This is a genomic window from Chitinimonas sp. (genome assembly GCF_036568685.1).
Lineage (GTDB): Bacteria > Pseudomonadota > Gammaproteobacteria > Burkholderiales > Chitinimonadaceae > Chitinimonas.
The window spans coordinates 28,647-46,891 of sequence record NZ_DATCSC010000006.1; the positions used below are offsets into that span (position 1 = coordinate 28,647).

General features: G+C 65.7%; 16 protein-coding genes. 10 read left to right on the forward strand and 6 right to left on the reverse strand.

Translation table 11 applies throughout. From position 1 onward, the window contains the following. The first annotated feature begins 343 nt into the window (after positions 1-343). From VIM95_RS01020 to VIM95_RS01035, 4 genes are read left to right on the forward strand one after another with little or no spacing between them, the layout of a single operon-like run. Positions 344-1,987, forward strand: a complete 1,644-nt coding sequence (locus VIM95_RS01020; protein WP_331981777.1) for a hypothetical protein — start codon at positions 344-346, stop codon at positions 1,985-1,987. Further along, positions 1,984-2,175 carry a hypothetical protein gene (locus VIM95_RS01025; protein ID WP_331981779.1) on the forward strand — a complete coding sequence of 64 codons (192 nt, stop codon included), beginning with the start codon at positions 1,984-1,986 and terminating at the stop codon, positions 2,173-2,175. Before VIM95_RS01020 ends, VIM95_RS01025 begins: the two co-directional genes overlap by 4 nt. Continuing rightward, positions 2,172-3,299 carry an HlyD family secretion protein gene (locus tag VIM95_RS01030; protein WP_331981782.1) on the forward strand — a complete coding sequence of 376 codons (1,128 nt, stop codon included), beginning with the start codon at positions 2,172-2,174 and terminating at the stop codon, positions 3,297-3,299. Before VIM95_RS01025 ends, VIM95_RS01030 begins: the two co-directional genes overlap by 4 nt. Next, complete coding sequence (locus tag VIM95_RS01035) at positions 3,296-4,666, forward strand: efflux transporter outer membrane subunit (RefSeq protein ID WP_331981785.1); 1,371 nt, start codon at positions 3,296-3,298, stop codon at positions 4,664-4,666. The genes VIM95_RS01030 and VIM95_RS01035 overlap by 4 nt, the downstream gene beginning before the upstream one ends. 13 nt (positions 4,667-4,679) lie before the next feature. On the opposite strand, the gene VIM95_RS01040 is transcribed toward VIM95_RS01035, so the two are convergent. Next, entirely contained in the window at positions 4,680-5,579 is a 900-nt protein-coding gene (locus VIM95_RS01040; protein ID WP_331981788.1) for a LysR family transcriptional regulator, read from the reverse strand. Between the two features lie 93 nt (positions 5,580-5,672). Between VIM95_RS01040 and VIM95_RS01045 the strand changes: the two genes are divergently transcribed. Continuing rightward, entirely contained in the window at positions 5,673-6,644 is a 972-nt protein-coding gene (locus VIM95_RS01045) for an SDR family oxidoreductase (protein ID WP_331981790.1), read from the forward strand. Positions 6,645-6,834: 190 nt separating this feature from the next. Here VIM95_RS01045 and VIM95_RS01050 read toward each other — a convergent pair whose 3' ends face one another. Then, positions 6,835-7,398, reverse strand: a complete 564-nt coding sequence (locus VIM95_RS01050) for a glycine zipper 2TM domain-containing protein (RefSeq protein WP_331981792.1) — start codon at positions 7,396-7,398, stop codon at positions 6,835-6,837. Positions 7,399-7,521: 123 nt separating this feature from the next. Continuing rightward, entirely contained in the window at positions 7,522-8,799 is a 1,278-nt protein-coding gene (gene lplT, locus VIM95_RS01055) for a lysophospholipid transporter LplT (RefSeq protein ID WP_331981796.1), read from the reverse strand. Positions 8,800-8,966: 167 nt separating this feature from the next. Here lplT and VIM95_RS01060 point away from each other — a divergent pair, with 167 nt between their 5' ends. Further along, positions 8,967-9,389: a DUF3010 family protein gene (locus VIM95_RS01060; RefSeq protein ID WP_331981799.1), complete on the forward strand. Its 423-nt coding sequence runs from the start codon at positions 8,967-8,969 to the stop codon at positions 9,387-9,389. Between the two features lie 6 nt (positions 9,390-9,395). Here the strand turns inward: VIM95_RS01060 and VIM95_RS01065 are convergent, their stop codons facing one another. Further along, complete coding sequence (locus VIM95_RS01065; protein WP_331981802.1) at positions 9,396-10,172, reverse strand: helix-turn-helix transcriptional regulator; 777 nt, start codon at positions 10,170-10,172, stop codon at positions 9,396-9,398. A gap of 87 nt (positions 10,173-10,259) precedes the next feature. On the opposite strand from VIM95_RS01065, the gene VIM95_RS01070 reads away from it, so the two are divergent. From VIM95_RS01070 to VIM95_RS01080, 3 genes are all read left to right on the forward strand, one after another. After that, entirely contained in the window at positions 10,260-11,501 is a 1,242-nt protein-coding gene (locus VIM95_RS01070) for an MFS transporter (RefSeq protein WP_331981805.1), read from the forward strand. 135 nt (positions 11,502-11,636) lie between these two features. After that, entirely contained in the window at positions 11,637-12,431 is a 795-nt protein-coding gene (locus tag VIM95_RS01075) for a substrate-binding periplasmic protein (protein WP_331981808.1), read from the forward strand. Positions 12,432-12,582: 151 nt separating this feature from the next. Beyond that, entirely contained in the window at positions 12,583-14,247 is a 1,665-nt protein-coding gene (locus tag VIM95_RS01080; protein ID WP_331981811.1) for a phosphoethanolamine--lipid A transferase, read from the forward strand. 66 nt (positions 14,248-14,313) lie between these two features. Here VIM95_RS01080 and VIM95_RS01085 read toward each other — a convergent pair whose 3' ends face one another. Together VIM95_RS01085 and VIM95_RS01090 are read right to left on the reverse strand one after the other, a co-directional pair. Further along, the gene (locus VIM95_RS01085; RefSeq protein WP_331981814.1) at positions 14,314-16,041 is read right to left on the reverse strand and encodes an FAD-dependent oxidoreductase; all 1,728 of its coding nucleotides are present in this window, start codon (positions 16,039-16,041) and stop codon (positions 14,314-14,316) included. A gap of 197 nt (positions 16,042-16,238) precedes the next feature. Further along, the gene (locus VIM95_RS01090) at positions 16,239-16,772 is read right to left on the reverse strand and encodes a hypothetical protein (RefSeq protein ID WP_331981817.1); all 534 of its coding nucleotides are present in this window, start codon (positions 16,770-16,772) and stop codon (positions 16,239-16,241) included. A 178-nt stretch (positions 16,773-16,950) separates the two neighbouring features. Between VIM95_RS01090 and VIM95_RS01095 the strand changes: the two genes are divergently transcribed. Further along, positions 16,951-18,245: hypothetical protein (locus VIM95_RS01095; RefSeq protein WP_331981820.1), on the forward strand; the 1,295-nt coding region annotated here is incomplete at its 3' end.

The following is an 18,245-nucleotide window of genomic DNA, read 5'->3' on the forward strand; positions in this document are numbered from 1 at the left end:
AATAAATAAGCGGCGGCGCATGATTCCCGAGCCGGTACCCTGCTGCCAAGCCTTGGGTGCTGAAGTTTATTCATCGCCGCGTTGCGTACCGTTCACTTTGGCATGAAGGTTGTTCAGTTGCTGGCTGAGGATTCTTCAATTGCCCGGCAAGCCGCACTTTATCTAGCATCCGCTGCGTTTGTCCCCGACCGGCGGCAACAAGGTGATGTGCCAGGGGAGGTTGGTTGGGCTCCCTCGAAAGGGGCATTCCTGCCCGGCAGTTGCTGACTATGATGAAGAGCGGTGTAGCGGTGCCCTGCGTGCCGGCCTACGCTGCGCCACAGGAGAGACGGAACCCGCTTCGATGCAGACCGCCCCAGAGCCCCACCGCTTTGCAGCTGACGAGCAGCCGCTCTTCCCTGGCTCGCCCTATTCGCCGCGCCACCCGCAGTTGCGCCGGCTGGGCTACGGGCTGATCGCGCTGTTGATGGGTATCAGCGCCACACTGGGCAATGCGCTGGTGACGGTGAACGTGCCCAACCTCGCCGGCGCCTTGGGCGTCTACGTGGTCGAGGCCAGCCTCTTGCCCGCGGTCTACGTGGCCTTCAATGCCTGCGCCAACCTGATGTTGATCAAGGCACGCGCACAGTTTGGCATTCCGGCGGTAACCACCAGTCTCTTGCTGGCCTACATGCTGGCCACCTTGGTACAGATTCTCTTGCCCGGCTACCACTCCGCCATCCTGGTGCGGGCGGCCAGCGGCCTGGCGGCGGCCGGCCTGACCACCATGACCATCTACAACCTGCTGCAGGCCCTGCCGCCCAAGGTGCGACCGGTGGCGTTGGCGGTGGGCATCGTCATTCCGCAGTTCGGCACCCCCATCGCGCGGCTGTTCCCGGTCGAGATGCTGGCGCTGAGTGCCTGGCAGGGGCTGCATTTCATCGAGATGGGCATTGCGCTGCTGGCACTGGCGGTCATGCACCTGGTCCCGCTACCCCCGAGCGACCGGCTCAAGGTCTTCCAACCGCTGGACTTCCTGACCTTTTCCTTGCTGCTGCCGGCCACGCTGCTCTTGTGCGCCGTGCTGAGCATGGGGCGCTACCTGTGGTGGACCGATACGCCCTGGCTGGGCTGGGCCCTGGTGGCCTCCATCATTCTGGTGGTGGCGGCGGTGTTGATCGAGCACCGGCGGGCCAAGCCCTTGCTGCAGATCAGTTGGGTGGCAAGCAAGGACATCCTGCGTTTTGCCGGTGTGGCGGTGCTGGTGCGGCTGGCGCTGGCCGAGCAGACCTATGGCGCGGTGGGTTTATTGTCTTCTTCAGGCCTGACCAACGACCAGTTGCGCTGGTTGTTCTTCTGGGTCCTGCTGGCCATGGTGCTGGGGGCGGTGATCGTGGTGCTGCTGCTCAACCCCACGCGCCTGCCCGTGCTGGTGGTGTCGGCGGCGCTGGCGATCGCGCTCGGCGCCTGGCTCGACAGCCAGTCCAACAACCTGACCCGGCCCGAGCAGCTCTACTGGAGCCAGGCCTTGTTGGGCCTGGGCACCGCGCTATTCATCGGCCCCTCACTGCTCTATGGCTTTGGTCGGATGATGCAGCGCGGGCCGGACTACCAGATCACCTTTCTGGTGCTGTTTAGCGTGACCCAGAACCTGGGTGGCCTGGCGGGCTCTGCCATGTTGGGCAGCTACCAGGTGATCGCCACCCGTGCCCATGCGTTGGCGTTGTCGGAAAAAGTACTGGCGGCGGACCCGCAGGCCGCCGCCCGTTTGCAAGGCGGTGCCGGCCGGTTGGCCGGCGTGATCGCCGATCCGGTCTTGCGCAGCGCGCAGGGCAACGGCCTCCTGGGGGCAGCCCTGCAGCGTGAGGCGGCTGCGCTCGCCTTCAACGATGTCTTTCAACTGGTGGCTGCGCTGGCATTGCTGACAGCAGCCTACGTGGCCATAGCCAACCTTCGCAGGGCGCTCATTCAGCGCCGCCAGGCGGCGAGGGAGGCCGCCCCAGCATGACCGAGAAACGTATGCTCCGGCCGCGCGGGCTGGTGGAGGGCGATGCCTTGGGGCCGCTGGACGGCCCCATGGGTGAAAGACGTCGCCAGTGGCGCCTGCTGGCGCTGCTGTTTGCCATGGCGGCGCTGTGCTACTACGGGTGGCTGTTGATGCGCGCGCGCTGGGCACGTGGGAGGGGTGGTCGATGAGCGAGCAACAGGCAGTCGCACCCGCCGCGGCACCGGCACCGGCACCGGCGCCAGTCGCCGAGGAAGCCAGACCGCACTGGCAGCCGCCGCCACGCAGTTGGCGCAATACCATCATCTTCGTGGTACTGGCCCTGATCGGCATCTTGCTGATCCTGGCCGGTTGGGGCCTGCCGCCCTTCGACAGCGGCATCGAGGCGACCGAGAACGCTTACGTACGTGGCCGTACCACGGTGATCGCACCGCAGGTGAGTGGCTATGTGGTCGAGGTCAAGGTCAAGGACTACCAGCAGGTGAAGGCGGGCGATGTGCTGGCGCGTATCGACGACCGCATCTACCGCGCCCGGGTCGCGCAGGCACATGCCAATCTTGAAGCCCAGCAGGCGGCCCTGGCCAATAGCCGCCAGGCGCACGCCTCGCGTACCGCCGGGCTGGCCGCCCAGCAGGCGAGCCATACCAATGCCGAGGCGCAGCTTTTGCGCGCCCAGGCGGACATGGTGCGGGTGGAGGAGCTGGTCAAGGATGGTTCGGTATCGGTGCGCGAGCGTGACCAGACATTGGCGGCGCTGCGCCAGGCGCAGGCGGCGGTACGGCAGACGCAGGCCGGGCAAGAGATCGCCCGTCAGGATATCCGTACCGTGGACGTGGGGCAGGGCGGGCTGGAGGCGCAGGTGAAGGCGGCGCAGGCACAGCTGCAACTGGCCGAGATCGACCTTGGCAATACCGTGATCGTGGCGCCCGAGGATGGCCAACTGGGTGAGGTCGGGGTGCGGCTGGGGCAGTACGTGACCAATGGCAGCCAGCTGATGTCGCTGGTGCCACCGGACCGCTGGATCATTGCCAACTACAAGGAGGCCCAGACCGCCCGCATGGTGGCGGGGCAGAAGGTGACCTTCACTGTCGATGCACTTGGGGGCGACAAGCTCAGTGGCAAAGTGGAACGGCTCTCGCCGGCGGCAGGGTCGGAATTCGCCGTGCTCAAGCCCGACAACGCCACCGGCAATTTTGTGAAAGTGCCGCAGCGCATAGGCGTGCGCATACAGATCGACCCTGACCAGCCCATGTTGGGTTGGCTGCGGCCGGGTATGTCGGTCGAAGTACGGGTGGATACGCGGAGCAAATCATGAGGCGCACGCTGGCAGGCGGCTTGTTGCTGGCGCTGGCGGCCTGTGCCGGCCCCCGGCCCAGCATACCGGCCGATGCGCTGCCCGATCCGCAGCCGAGCTGGCGCGGCCAGGTACAGGCCGAGGGCGGGCTGGACGCGCAATGGTGGCGTGGCCTGGGTGACCCGGTACTGGCGGCGGTGGTGGAACAGGCACTGGCCAACAATGTGGACATTGCCATTGCCGCGCGGCGGGTGGAGGAGGCGAGGGCGCAGTTCCGGCTGGCCCGTGGGCAGGAGCAGCCTGAGCTGGTCGGCGTACTCCAGCCATCCAAGAGCCGCACCGTGAGTGCCTTCGGCAAGCCGCTGACGCAGGAGGGCGGGGTGGCCCAGTTGAGCTTTTCCTACGACCTGGACCTGTTCGGTCGCTTGTCTTCGGCTACTGAGGCAGCACGGGCCGGTCTGCTGGCCAGCCAGGCGGCGCACGACACGGTAAGGCTGGCTGTCGCCGCCGCCGCCGCCAGCGGCTACGTGACGCTGCGCTCGCTCGATGCGCGCTTGAGCCTCTTGCGTGAGACGGTTGCCGCACGGGCGGAGTCGTTACGGGTAGCCACGCGGCGGGCCGACAATGGCTATGCGCCCTCCTTGGAGAGGCAGCAGGCGGAGGCCGAGTTCCGCGCTGCCGAGCAACTGATACCGGGCACCGAGCTGGCCATACGCCGGCAGGAAGATGCGCTCAGCCTGCTCCTGGGCGAGCCGCCGCGGGGCATTGCACGCGGGCAGGTGCTGGACGCCCTGCCGCTGCAGCGGGTGCCGGTCAGCATGCCGTCCGAGCTGTTGCGGCGCCGGCCGGATATAGCCCAGGCCGAGCAACAGCTGGTAGCGGCCGACCATGCGCTGGATTCGGCCCGCGCCGCCTTCATGCCCAAGGTGCAGCTGGGGATCTCGGGCGGCGTGGCTACCGCCGATATCCTGGCCGAACCCATACGTATCTTCTCGGTCGGTGGCAGCATATTGGCGCCCATCTTTGAAGGGGACCGCCTGCATGCGCAGGCCGACGCTGCCGCCATGCGTCGTGACCAGGCGGCCTACGCCTACCGCAAGGCAGCGCTGACTGCATTCCGCGAGGTGGAGGATGCACTTGCCACGGTGCAGTACAGCGAGGCGCAGGAGCAGGCGCTGGACAGCCAGCGCGAAGCACTGGCACAGACGCTGGTCTATGCCACCAAGCGTTACAAGGCGGGTTATTCGCCCTATCTGGAACAGATCGACGCGCAGCGCTTGCTGCTCTCTGCCGACCTCGCGCTGGTGCAGTCCCGCGCCGACCGGCTCAATGCCATGATCGCGCTCTACCAGAGCCTGGGTGGCGGCTGGCAGGCTGCTTCACATTGAAGGTAGGTTGGGTTCAAGTACCGTTCAGGTATTCACCCATGCCGGTTACCAACGCGTCGAACACCAACCGGTAACGGCGGCTGGCGCGCAGGTCGGCGTGCATGACGATCCAGGTATCGAAACCGATCTCGATGTCCTGCGGCAGCACGGCCTGCAGGTCCGGATTGCGCCGCGCCAGGCCGTGCTGGCAAAAGCCTACGCCCAAGCCGGCCCGCACTGCCGCCAGCTGCACCAGGCTGTTGTCGGTACGCAGTGCCAGCCGCTCGGGCCGGAAGGCCTCGCTCCAGTCCCCCAGACCACGCATATAGGCCGCCAACCTGTCGTAGCCGATCAGATGGTGGTGGGCCAGATCGGCCAGCTGCCGCGGGATGCCGTATTGCGCCAGATAGTCGCGGTGGGCGTAGCAACCCACGCTGATGCGGCCGACCTTTTGCGCCAGCAGGGCACCCTGCTCGGGTTGGGTCATGCGTACGGCAATATCGGCGTCCCGCTGCAAGAGGTTCCGGGTGCGGTCGGAGGCGACCAGCTCCACCGCCAGGGCCGGGTGGGCATGTCGCAAAGGGGTGAGGATGGCGGGCAGCACCTCGGCGCTGACCACCTCTGAGGCGGTGATGCGCACTGCACCGCTGATGGCTTCTGCCTCACTCCTGACGGTCCGCGCCAGCGCGGCGCTGGTGGCGCGCAGAGTCTCGGCATAGGGGCGCAGGGCCTGGGCGGCATCGGTAGGGGTGAGGCCGAGCTGGGAACGGCTGAACAGGGCGACCCCAAGCTGCGCTTCGAGGGCCTCGATCTGCCGGCCTACTGTGGGCTGGGTCAGCCCCAGCGCGCGGGCTGCACCCGATAGTGAACCTTCTTCCAGCACCGCCAGGGCGGTGCGGTACAAATCCCAACTGGGTTCCAGATCGGCATTCATACGAAAATGTATAGCTGATATGTAAATTGCGTCAATTGTGTTTGGTCAGGCCGTCGCGCACAGTGTGCTCATCACAACGCAAGGAGTAGGGCGATGGCACAGCAACTGGCATTGGTACTGGGCGCCACTGGCGGCATAGGCGGCGAGGTTGCACGTAAGCTGCTGGTACGCGGCTGGCGGGTACGGGCCTTGAACCGCAAGGCGATGGTGGACCGCAATGACGGCATCGAGTGGGTACAGGGTGATGCCATGCAGCGTGCCGATGTGGTGCAGGCCGCCCAGGGCGCGACCCTGATCGTACACGCCGTCAACCCGCCGGGTTACCAGCGCTGGGCCGAGCTGGTGCTGCCCATGCTGGACAACACCATTGCCGCGGCACGGGCCAGCGGGGCACGCATCCTCTTGCCGGGTACGGTCTACAACTACGGGCCGGACGCTTTCGCGCACCTGGACGAGTCCGCACCGCAGCAGCCGCTGACCCGCAAGGGCAAGATCCGGGTGGAGCTGGAGCGACGGCTCAAGGCCGCCAGCCAGCAAGGGGTGCGTACGCTGATCGTCAGGGCGGGCGACTTCTTTGGTCCACAGGTGGGCAACAGCTGGTTTGCCCAAGGCCTGGTCAAGGCCGGCCAGCCGGTGAGAGCGGTGGGTCGGCCCGGGCCGGAAGGCGTCGGCCACCAGTGGGCCTATGTGCCGGACGTGGCCGAGACCATGTTGCGCTTGGTCGAATGTGGTGACCGGCTGGGCGCCTTCGAGACCTTCCATATGGATGGACACTGGGATAAGGATGGCCTGCAGATGGCCGGCGCCATCGGCCGGGCGGTGGACGACCCGGTGATCACGGTGCGCCCCATCCCCTGGTGGCTGTTCACCCTGGCCTCGCCCTTTGTGACCGTGTTCCGCGAGCTGCGCGAGATGCGCTACCTCTGGCAGCAGCCGGTGCGCATGCGTAACGACAAGCTGGTGGCCCTGCTGGGGAGTGAGCCGCATACCCCGCTTGATGAAGCGGTGCGCACGACCTTGCAGGGCTTGGGCTGCTTGCCCGAGGCGGCGCTGGCTGCGGTTTGAAACGGCAACGGCCCGTGAGGGCCGTCGAAACGCGTGAACCGGACGGGACCCCTCTCTGCTACGAGCGCCGGCGAGGGCGGAGGAGTGGGATGTATGAAGGGGAGGGGCGCGTTGGGTGCGCGGCCCTTAAACGTCCAGCTGTGCCGGGCAATGGGTTGCTGGCCGAGCTTTAACTGCGCATAGTCTGGACTCAGACCCGACTAGCACCATTCTTGTCGATGGCGACCCGGTCGCCTACGCGCAGGCTGCCGATGGTGTCCTGGTCGAGGCGCTTGATGCCACCATTATCGAGCTTGACCGTCACACGCCAGAAGCGCTTGGGCTTGTTCTGCGACTTCTGGATCTCGTTCCCGACCACGGCACCGCCGACTGCACCGGCCACGGTCATGGCGGCCTTGCCCTTGCCTTTGCCGAACTGGTTGCCGACCACACCGCCCACCACGCCACCGATGATGGCGCCCTCCGGGCCGGTCTCCTTGGTCACCTCAATCCGGTCGATCTGCACCACCTTGCCGTGGGTGGCACGGTAGGCTTCCTCGCGGGCCTCCTCGCGGCGGGCTTCTTCACGGCGCTGTTCCTCGCGGCGCGCCTCGGCCCGGCGGGCCTCTTCACGACGGGCTTCTTCGCGCCGGTAGGCGTCGTCACGGTCGGTGTAGACCACCTTGGTGGTGGTACGGGCAGGGCGCTGGCTGGCGCAGCCGGTGGCGAACAGCACCAGGGTGCCGGTGGCGATGATGACGGCGGAACGAAACACGGGGGGATGCCTCTCGAAAACGCAAGGATGCGGCGGAGCAGGGGCGCCGCTGAAAGCGCGTAAGGATACCCTAATATTTCGGCGGCACGTCGCTTGGTTGGGGTCGCGGGGAAGGGGCGCTGCTTAATCTTTGTCGCTGCGGGCGATGGCGTAGAGCCGTTCCAGCTCGGCCCGGTGGGTCATGGTATTGCGGCTGTGCCAAGCCATGACAGCGGCCATGGTGGCGGCGACCAGGAGGCCAAAGGTGGCGACCGTACCGGTGACCGGCATGCCGGCATGGGTCATGCCGACATAGATGCCACCCAGGCCCAGGACGCTGGCCTGTTCAAAGAAATTCTGTACTGCGATGGAACGGCCTGCCCCCATGAGCTTGTGGCCGCGGTGCTGCAGAAGGGCGTTCATGGGTACGACCAGGTAACCGGCCAGTGCACCGAGGATGATGAGGAAGGGCACGGCGATCCAAACGCTGTGCACCAGCACCATGGCCATGACCAAGAGGCCCATGATGATCCCCAGCGGAATGACGCGGGTGGCCTGATCAAGCCGGGTACGGGCTGAGGCCAGTACCGCACCGCCGGCAAGGCCGATGGCGACCACGCCGCTGAGGGTGGTGGCCTGGGTGGTATCAAAGGTCAACACCGCGGCGGCCCAGGCCAGCACAATGTATTTGAGGTTGGCCGAAGCGCCCCAGAACAGGGTGGTGGTGGCCAGCGAGATCTGCCCCAGCTTGTCTGCCCACAACTTGGCGTTGCAGCGCGAGAAGTCGTTGACCAGGATGCGCAGGTTGTTGGTAAGCGGCTGCAGCGGCGCAGTGGTACGCGGTATACGCAGATTGAACAGCGCGGCCAACAGATAGACCGCCATCAGCACGCAGATGGCGGCCTGCGGCGGGGTATCGATGCCGGTATTGATGAGCGGCACATCGATCGCCAGCAGGAGGCTGGAGATCGGTACGCCCACGAGCTGCCCGCCGAGCACCACGCCCAGGATGATGGACAGCATGGTCAGCCCCTCCATCCAGCCATTGGCCTTCACCAGCTGCGAGCAGGGCAGCATCTCAGTCAGGATGCCGTACTTGGCCGGCGAGTAGGCGGCTGCACCCAGACCCACGACAGCGAAGGAGAGCAGCGGGTGCACGCCCAGCAGCATCATCAAACAGCCAATGATTTTGATGGCGTTGGACCAGAACATGACCTGGCCCTTGGGCAGGGAATCGGCAAAGGCACCCAGAAAGGGGGCCAGTACAACGTAAAAGAGGGCAAAGATGGGAACCAGGGCGGCGCTCTGCCACTCGGGTGCATCGTTCAAACGCAGCCAGGCGACGGCGGCGGGGAAGAGGGCATTGTCGGCCAGCGAGCTGAAGAACTGCGCCGCCATGACGGTGTGAAAGCCGCGTTTCATGTACTACCTGTAGCGGTGTGACCGGGCGGAGTGTGCACCTATTCCTGAGGGAAGCCAATCGCTCGCTTGGTGTTGCGCGTCGCCCTGCATGGGCGTGATAGAGTCGGCCGATCTAGATGCGGGCCTGCTGTGACGGCGCGCCTTTAAATACCGAACGGAGCTTGGCAATGCAGGTATGTGGTGTAGAGATCAAAGGCAGTGAGGCGGTCTTCGCCCTGGTGGCGCTGGCGGATGGCGTGGTTAGCCATGTGCCGCTCGCGGTAAAGAAGCTGGCGCTGGAGGACGATGACGAGCAGGCCCATGTGCGGGCCTTTGCGGAGCAGTTGGCAGCTTTTGCGAAGGGCAATGGCCTTACGCGTATCGCCATCAAGAAGCGCGGCAAGAAGGGCGACTTTGCCGGTGGGCCGACCACCTTCAAGATCGAGGGCGTGTTTCAGCTCTTGGTCGATTGCGAGGTCACGCTGATCTCCGCCCAGACCATGAGCGCGCAGGAGCGCAAACATGGCTATGTGCTGCCGGATAGCCTGAACAAGTACCAGCACGAGGCCTATCGCGCGGCGTGTGCCCTGCTGCTTAAGGGCGTTAAATAAGCCTTGTTAACGGCCAGCCAGATATTGCGTAGGCGCGACCCCGAGCGCCTTGCGGAACATCGCCGAGAAGGCGCTGGGGCTGGCGTAGCCCAGGGCGGCCGCGATGCGGGCGATGGGCTCGCCCTGGTCCAGCCGGCATAGCGCGTCCGCCAGGTGCACCTGCTGCAGCCATTGCCGGTAGTGCAGGCCGGTCTCCTTGGGGAAGAGCCGGATCAGGGTGCGGCTGCTGGCGCCGGCGCTGGCGGCCCAGTCCTCGATGCCATGCTGGCTGCCGGGTTGGTCCATGATGGCCTGGCAGACGGCCAAGAGGCGTCGGTCGCGCGGCCAGGGGATGGCGATGGGCACGGAGGGGGCCCTGGCGATCTCGGCCAGGATGAGCGCGGCCATGTGCTCGCCACGGCCGGGGATGGGGTACTCGACCGGTTCGGCCAAAAGGCTCAGGATCAATTCACGCAGCAGGGCGCTCACGCCCAGCACGCGGCAGTCCGGGCCGGGCAGGGTGGCGGCTTCGGGCGCGATATACACGGTGCGGAGGGCGACCGTGTTCATCATGGTCAGGCGGTGCTCCACGCCGGGTGGTACCCACAGCGCCCGCTGCGGCGGGATGGTCCAGACCCGGCCGGGCGTGTGCACCCGCATGACGCCCTGCACCGCATACAGTAGCTGGGCGCGCGGGTGGCTGTGGGCCGGGACCTCGGTGCCGTGCGGGTAATCCTTGGCCATGGCGGCTAAGGGGCGCGGCACGTGCTGGTAGTCGGCGGCATTGCGGCTGCGCTCGGGCATGGTTGGCAGTTACTCGACGAACAATGGCATGGGGCCTGATGGGTGACATCGTAGACTAGGCTGGCCCTATCTACCCTGCTTGCCGCCATGTCCAGCCTTGAGAACACCCTCGCTTCCCCCGTACCGCTTACCCAGCCGGCGCCCAGCGCGGCCAACCAGGCTGGCCACTTTCTGCTGCCGGTGGTGGGGGCGGTCAGCTTTGTGCACCTGCTCAACGACCTGATCCAGGCCATCCTGCCCTCCATCTACCCCATGCTGAAGGCCAGCTACGGCCTGAGCTTTGCCCAGGTAGGGCTGATCACGCTGGTCTTCCAGATCACCGCTTCGCTGTTGCAGCCGGGCGTGGGTTTCTATACCGACAAGCACCCCAAGCCCTACTTGCTGCCCATCGGCATGGTATTCACGCTGTGCGGCTTGTTGATGCTCTCCCTGGTGCACTCCTTCCCGCTGCTGCTGGTCGCCTCGGGCTTGGTTGGCCTCGGTTCCTCGGTGTTTCACCCGGAAGCCTCGCGGGTGGCGCGCATGGGTTCGGGCGGGCGCTTTGGCCTGGCGCAGTCTTTCTTCCAGGTCGGCGGCAATGCCGGCTCGGCCCTGGGGCCGCTGCTTGCAGCTATCATCATCATCCCGCGCGGGCAGGGGGCGGTGGCGTGGTTCTGCCTGTTTGCCATGCTCGGGATCGCGGTACTGTGCCGGGTGAGCCGCTGGGTGGTGGAGAGCCATGCCAGCACCAAGGCCCGTGCCGGCGGCGCGGTGCGGCAGGACCTCACCCCGCGGCAGGTGAAGCGCGCGCTGCTGGTGCTGGGTGTGCTGGTGTTCTCCAAATACTTCTACATGGCCAGCCTCAGCAACTACTACATCTTCTACCTGGTAGAGCGCTTTGCCCTGCCGGTGCAGGAGGCACAGATGTTCCTGTTCCTCTTCCTCGCCGCCGTGGCGCTGGGTACCTTTGCCGGCGGCCCCATAGGCGACCGTATAGGCCGCAAATACGTGATCTGGGCTTCCATCCTTGGCGTGGCTCCCTTCACCCTGCTGCTGCCACATGCCAACCTCGTTGGTACCGGTGTGCTGAGCGTGCTGATCGGCCTGATTCTGTCTTCCGCCTTCTCGGCCATCATCGTCTACGCCCAGGAACTGGTGCCGGGCAAGGTGGGCATGATCGCCGGGGTGTTCTTCGGCCTGATGTTCGGCTTCTCGGGCATCGCGGCAGCCGCCTTGGGCCAGTTGGCGGACATGACCAGCGTGACCCATGTCTACCAGCTGTGCGCCTATCTGCCGCTGCTTGGAGTGATTACGGCGTTGTTGCCCAATCTGGAACGCAAGGCTGGCTAGCGCCAGGCGGGCTTGCCCTGGCGGTGCTCGATCGGCTATCAAACAGGGGTCGGCGGTGCATTGCACGGGCCGGCCCCGTCGGTGCACCTGGGCGCATGGCGGGTGGGGAATGATGGCTCGCATGCAGGAGTGGATATGCCTGGTCTCAGCCGCCTGGCGCCTTGGTTGGCCGCCGTCTTGTCCTGCTTGCTGCCCACGTTGGCGCAGGCCCAGCTTCCCCGTGTGATCCAAGTCTGCAGCAAGGCCAGCGAATGGCCGCCGTATGTCTATTTTGTGCGCAAGGATGGACTGCCTACCCCTGAAGTGCAGGGTTATTCGGTGCAGTACCTCAAGGCTGTTCTGGCTGCGCAGGGCGTGCAGGCCCATATCGAGCTGCTGCCCTGGCGGCGCTGCCAGCAGGACGTGGCAGCCGGCCGTGTCGACATGCTGCTCGATGCCTCGCTCAACGAAGAGCGGCGCGATACCTTTCTGGTGAGCCGGGTCTACTACCAGATGACCGATGTCTATTTCTACGCCAAGGACAAGCCGCCACCGGCCATTGCCAGCGTGGCCGATCTGCACCGGCAAGCAGTGTGCGGGCTGACAGGAGCCAACTTTGGCAACTACGGCCTGCGCGAGGCGGAGGTCGATGCCTCGACCGCCTCGTTGCCCCTGGCCATGGAAAAGCTCAAGGCCGGCCGCTGCACCGTGGTGCTGGCACGGCTTGAGATCGCTGCCGGCCATCGCCTGATCAACGGTGTGGACTACAGCCGCAATCCGAACTTCGGCTGGGGGCAGATACCTGGGACAGCCCCGGCAGCCTTCCATATGCTGGTTAGCAAGCGTGTGCCCTACGCGCAGGAACTGCTGACCGTGCTGGACCAGGGCATAGCCGGCATGGCGGGCAGCAGGCAGGAAGAGGTGCTGGTACGCGAGTTCCTGATGCGCTAGCTTCGCATACGCGATCGGCCGCTTTTATGGCTTAATGCCGGGTTAAGGCTAGTCCGATCCAATCCGGCCGGATCAAATCCCGTCTCTACGCCTCGTATTGGCCCGAACCCGCGGTCGGTACGGGGCTGTGCCTCTTTCCAGGATGCTTCACGTGCAGCGCATTTTCTCCGCTACGCCCCGTTCTTCCCTTGTCGACCGCTTGCGTAATCGTCCCGAGCTACGGGTCGAGACCCTGGTCGCGCTGCTGAGCGTTTATTTCATTCTGTTCTGCAACAGCGCCTTCTGGCAGAACGCGCTGGCCGGCCGCGATGCCGCCTCGGCCAGCAGTTGGCTGTTTGCCGCCATGGTGGGTGTGGCCCTTGCCGCGCTGCACTTCTTCTGCCTGGTCCTGGTGAGCAACCGCTGGACGATCAAGCCCCTGATGACGGTGCTGATCCTCGCCACCGGCGCGGCCAGCTATTTCACTGCCAAGTACCACGTCTATTACGACACCTCCATGGTGCGCAATGTGCTCAAGACCGACCCCAAGGAGGCCAGCGAACTTCTGACCATGGGGCTGTTCCTCCACCTCTTGCTGGTGACCAGCCTGCCGCTGGTGGTGCTGTGGCGCAGCCGGATCAAGCGCGTACCAATTGTACGTGCCGTGTTGCAGCGCCTGGGCTGGATGCTGGTGGCACTGTTGGCGGCGGTATGTGCGCTGCTGCTGGTGTTCCAGAGCTTCTCTGCCCTGATGCGCAACAACCCGGCGCTACGCCATTTGATCACCCCGGGTAATTTTGTCGTATCCCTGATCAAGGTGGTTGCGGCCGATCAGCAGCGGCCAGCCGGCCCCAAGACGGTGGTGGGGGCGGATGCCAAGCTGGGCGCCAGTTGGGCCGAGCGCAAGCGGCCGACGGTGCTGGTGCTGGTGGTGGGCGAGACTGCCCGCGCGGCCAACTGGGGCCTCAATGGCTACAGCCGGCAGACTACGCCGGAGCTGGCGGCGTTGAACGTGCTCAACTTCAGCCAGGTGACCTCCTGCGGCACCAATACCGAGGTCTCGGTGCCCTGCATGTTCTCGCCCTTTGGCCGGCACGACTACGACGAGACCAAGATCAAGACGCACGAGTCCCTCCTGCATGTGCTGAACCGCGCCAAGCTCGACGTGACCTGGCGCGACAACCAGTCCGGCTGCAAGGGTGTGTGCAGCGACCTCAAGACCGACCAGCTCGACAACGACAAGGACCCCAAGCTCTGCGCCGATGGCCGCTGCCTGGACGAGATCCTGCTCAAGGACCTGGACCAGCGCATTGCCGCCAACCCGGGCAGCATGGTGGTGGTGCTGCACCAGTTGGGCAACCATGGCCCGGCCTACTACGAGCGCTACCCGGCGGCGCAGAAGGCCTATACGCCGGTATGCGAGACCTCCGAGCTGGGCAAGTGCCAGCGGCAGGAGATCGTGAATGGCTACGACAACGCCATCCGCTATACCGACCACTTCCTGGCCCAGGCCATCCGTCTGCTGCAAACGCAGACCAGCCACGATGCGGCCCTGGTCTATGTCTCTGACCATGGCGAATCGCTGGGTGAAAACGGCGTCTACCTGCACGGCCTGCCGCGTGCCATTGCCCCGGCCGAGCAGACCCATGTGCCCATGATCATGTGGCTGAGCCAGGGCTATGCCGAGAGCTTCAAGCTCAAACCCGAGTGCCTGCGCCAGAAGTCGGCCGAGCCGCTGAGCCACGACAATCTCTTCCACACCCTCTTGGGCATGCTGGATGTGAGTACTCAGGTCTACGACCGGGGCTATGACTTCACTGCTAGCTGCAGGCAGTAAGATTTAGCGCTGTAAAACAAACGCCCCCCGCCAATTGGCGGGGGCGTTTGTTTTGGTTTGTTGGTGCTAACAAACAGGTTCTGCGACTGCCGCCTGCTGCTCTACGGGTAGGGCAGCGATGTACTGGTGGATCTGCGCCACCACGGCCGCACCTTCACCTACTGCCGCAGCTACCCGCTTGGTCGAGCCGGAGCGCACGTCACCGATGGCGTAGACGCCGGGGACCGAGGTCTCCAGGGAGACACAGCTGCGATCAAGGCCGATGCCGGCCTTCTCGCCGGTGAGCACGAAGCCGTTCTCGTCGGTGGTGACAGCGCAGTCCTTGAGCCAGCTGGTATTGGGGTCGGCACCGGTAAACAGGAAGAGGTTGCGGATGGCGTGCTCGGTCGGCTCTTCCTCGCCACGCTTGCGCCAATGCACCGTCTTGAGGCCGGTCTCGTCGCCATCCACGCCGGTCACCTCGGTATGGGCGTGCAGGGTGACGTTGGGCAGGCTGGCGATGCGGTCGATCAGGTACTTGGACATGGAGGCGGCAAGGCTGGGGCCGCGGATCAAGAGATGCACATGGCGGGCGTGGCTGGCGAGGAAGACCACCGCCTGGCCGGCCGAGTTGCCGCCGCCGACGATGGCGACCTCCTCGCGGGCGCAGAGTCGGGCCTCGACCGGGGATGCCCAGTAGTAGATGCCCTTGCCCTCGTAGGTGCAGAGGTTGCGAAAGCGCGGCCGGCGGTAGGTTGCGCCACAGGCGATCACGACGGTGCGGGCGCGGACGCGGGTGCCATCCGAGAAGGTCAGCACCGGTGGGGTGGTACTGCAATCGAGGTGGCTGACCTGGATGGGGATCGCGAGTTGGGCACCGAACTTCTCGGCCTGTACCAGCGCCCGACCGGCCAGCGCCATGCCGGAGATACCGGTGGGAAAGCCGAGGTAGTTCTCGATCCGGGCGCTGGCGCCGGCTTGGCCACCGGGGGCGCGGCAGTCCAGGGTGAGCACCGAGAGGCCTTCGGACGCGGCATACACCGAGGCGGCAAGGCCACCGGGGCCGGCGCCGACCACGGCCACGTCGTAGATGTCGTTCTCGTTGAAGCTGGGTAGGAGGCCCAGGGTATTGGCCAGCTGGGCCTCGGTCGGGTCATGCAGGATGGTGCCGTCCGGGCAGACGACCAGCGGCATTTCGGCCACGTCGGGCGAGACGCGCACCACCAGCGCGATGGCCTCGGGCGCGGAAGAACAATCGAGTGTGGTATGCGGGTGGCCGTTGCGGTGCAGGAAGTTCTGCAGCGAGATCAGCTTGGGGTGGTTGACCCTGCCCACCAGCACCGGACCGCCGCCACCGGTCTCGATCAGACCCACCCGGCGCAAGATCAGTGCGCGCATGATGCGCTCGCCGGCCTCGGCCTCCGCCACCATGACAGCGCGCAGGCCCTCAGGGGAAATGACGATACCTTCCACGTCGGAGGTGGCCAGGGCATTTACCAGGGCGCGCTGGCCGCTGAGCTGGCCAACCTCACCAATAAAGTGGCCGGGCGTGTGGTCGACGATCTTGTGGCGCTTGCCGTGGGCGTCGAGGTAGGACATTTCCACCTGGCCGCCGGTGATGATGATCATGCCAGGGCCGACCTTGCCCGATTCGACCAGCAATTGCCCCTCGCTCCAGCTCTGCACCTGGCCAAAGCGGCGCATGCGCTCGATCTCGTGATCCTTGAGCTGCGGGAACATCTGGTGGCCGCGGGTGGCGATCAGGCTGTGGGGCGCGTCGGACTCGTCCGACGGGGTGACGATCTGGGTGCTCATGCTGCGTGCTCCGGTGGGGTGACGGCGCGTATAGGGCTGCCTGCCTGTGATAGGCCGCGGTGCAAGGCAAGTCAATGTGACCGCCTGGACAGGCGATGGGTTAGCTTGCGCTCCGAGTATTACGGATAGTGTGGACCCGACGAGCGGTCGCGCCTATCCCTCTAAAGGGGGAGTGACATAGAACCGACAGACAAACGCTAGGTTCCATGGCTGATGCGCTGGCGCGCGACACGATGCTTCCAGCTCAATAGGCCTACGGCATAGCAGACGTAGTAGCCGGCCAGGGTGCCAAAGATCACCAGCGTGAGCGGGCTCAGCATGTCTTGCGGGTCTTGCCGGCTGTTGCCGAGCTCGCCGGCAAAATAGAGATGGGCCAGGCGATAGAGCACGCGGCCTACCAGCAGCAGCGAGAGGGCGATGCCGAGGTGGGCGTTGGGGGTGTAGTAGAGCCCGGCCGCGGTTGCCTCGAAGCGGGTGGTGCGCAGCCCATAGATGCCCAGGCCGACGCCCAGTGCGGCGCCGCCGGCCAGGGCGGCCAGATTGAGCGGATGGCTTAGCGAAAACAGTACCAGCACACTCAGCAGCAAAGGCAGCAGCGTGACTGTGAGCCACGGACGGATGGGCGAGAGCTTTTGCTGTCCCACCAGGCGCCGCACCCGACTGTAGATGCGCCACGCGACCAAGGGAACGACCGCGAGCAGGACGAAACCGGGAGCGGCGTGGACGGCCATGGTGTGTATCCGGGTGGAGGCAAAGCAGGCATGGTAGCGCAAGCCCAGGGCAGAACTGTGACGGCGCTGTAAATGCGCGGCTGCCTGTACCATGGAAGACACGGCTGTCGCCCCGGCTTGCCGCAGGCCCTGGCTAGCTGCTATCGATTCCAGTAAACGCCTCGCTCAGGAACCCACCATGCATACCCGCAAGACCGCTCCCTATGGTACCTGGGCCTCGCCCATCTCGGCCGCCTGGCTGGCCGCCGGGGTGCTGCCATTGGCCTCGCCCAGGCTCGATGGCGGTACCGCCTATTGGCAGCAAGGGCTGCCGGCCGAGGGCGGCAGGCAGACGGTGGTAGGCGGCAAGCCGCACGATGTGCCGCGCCAACGTGTGCCAGCGCCGTACAACGTGCGCACCCGCGTGCACGAGTACGGCGGTGGGGCCTATCTACCGGCTGGCGGCGCGCTGTATTTCTCCAACTTTACCGACAACCTGGTCTACGTCAGCGAAGCTGACGGCAACATCCGCGCGCTGACCCAGGATGGCCAGCAGCGGCATGCGGACTTTGTGCTGGACCGCTTGCGTGGCCGCTTGATTGCGGTGCGCGAGGATCACGGCATGGGTGGCGAGGAGCCGGTCAACAGCCTGGTGGCGCTGGGGCTGGATGGCCGCCAGCAACTGCTGACCAGTGGTTACGACTTCTATGCAGCGCCGCGGCTCTCGCCCGACGGCCGCCACCTGGCCTGGCTGTGCTGGAACCATCCGGCCATGCCCTGGAACGAGACCGAGCTGTGGCTGGCCGATGTGGATTCGGACGGCGCGTTGCAGCGGGTGCGCAAGCTCGCGGGTGGCAGTGGGGAATCGCTGTGCCAGCCGGTCTGGTCGCCCGATGGCGTACTCTACGTGGTGTCGGACCGCAGCGGCTGGTGGAATATCCACCGCGTGGCCGAGCAGGTTCTGGTGCCGGTTTGCCCCATGGCGGCGGAATTTGGCCGGCCGCAGTGGGTGTTTGGCCAGAGCATGTACGGCTTTGCCAGCGCGCATGAGATCGTGGCCAGCTATATCGAGCAGGGCGAGGGCAAGCTCTTGCGGTTGGACCTGCGCAAGGGCGAATGGCAGGCCATCGCCACGCCCTACACGGACTTTCAGGATATTGCCGTGGGCAGCGGCTGCGTGGTGGTGGTGGCGGCATCGCCCACCCAGGCGGCCCAGGTGGTGCATATCCAGCTTGCGACCGGGGAAATGACCGTGCTGGCCCGCAGCTTGGCCGAGCCACCGGCGGTCGAACATCTTTCAGTCCCGCAGTCGTTGCACTACCCCAGTGGGGAGGGGCGTAGCGCGCATGCCTTCTACTATCCGCCACAGCATGCCGGCTACCAGGCCCCGGCGGCCGAGCTGCCGCCCCTGATCGTCACCAGTCATGGTGGGCCGACCTCCATGGCCAGCAACAGCCTCAAGCTGGGCATACAGTACTGGACCAGCCGCGGCTT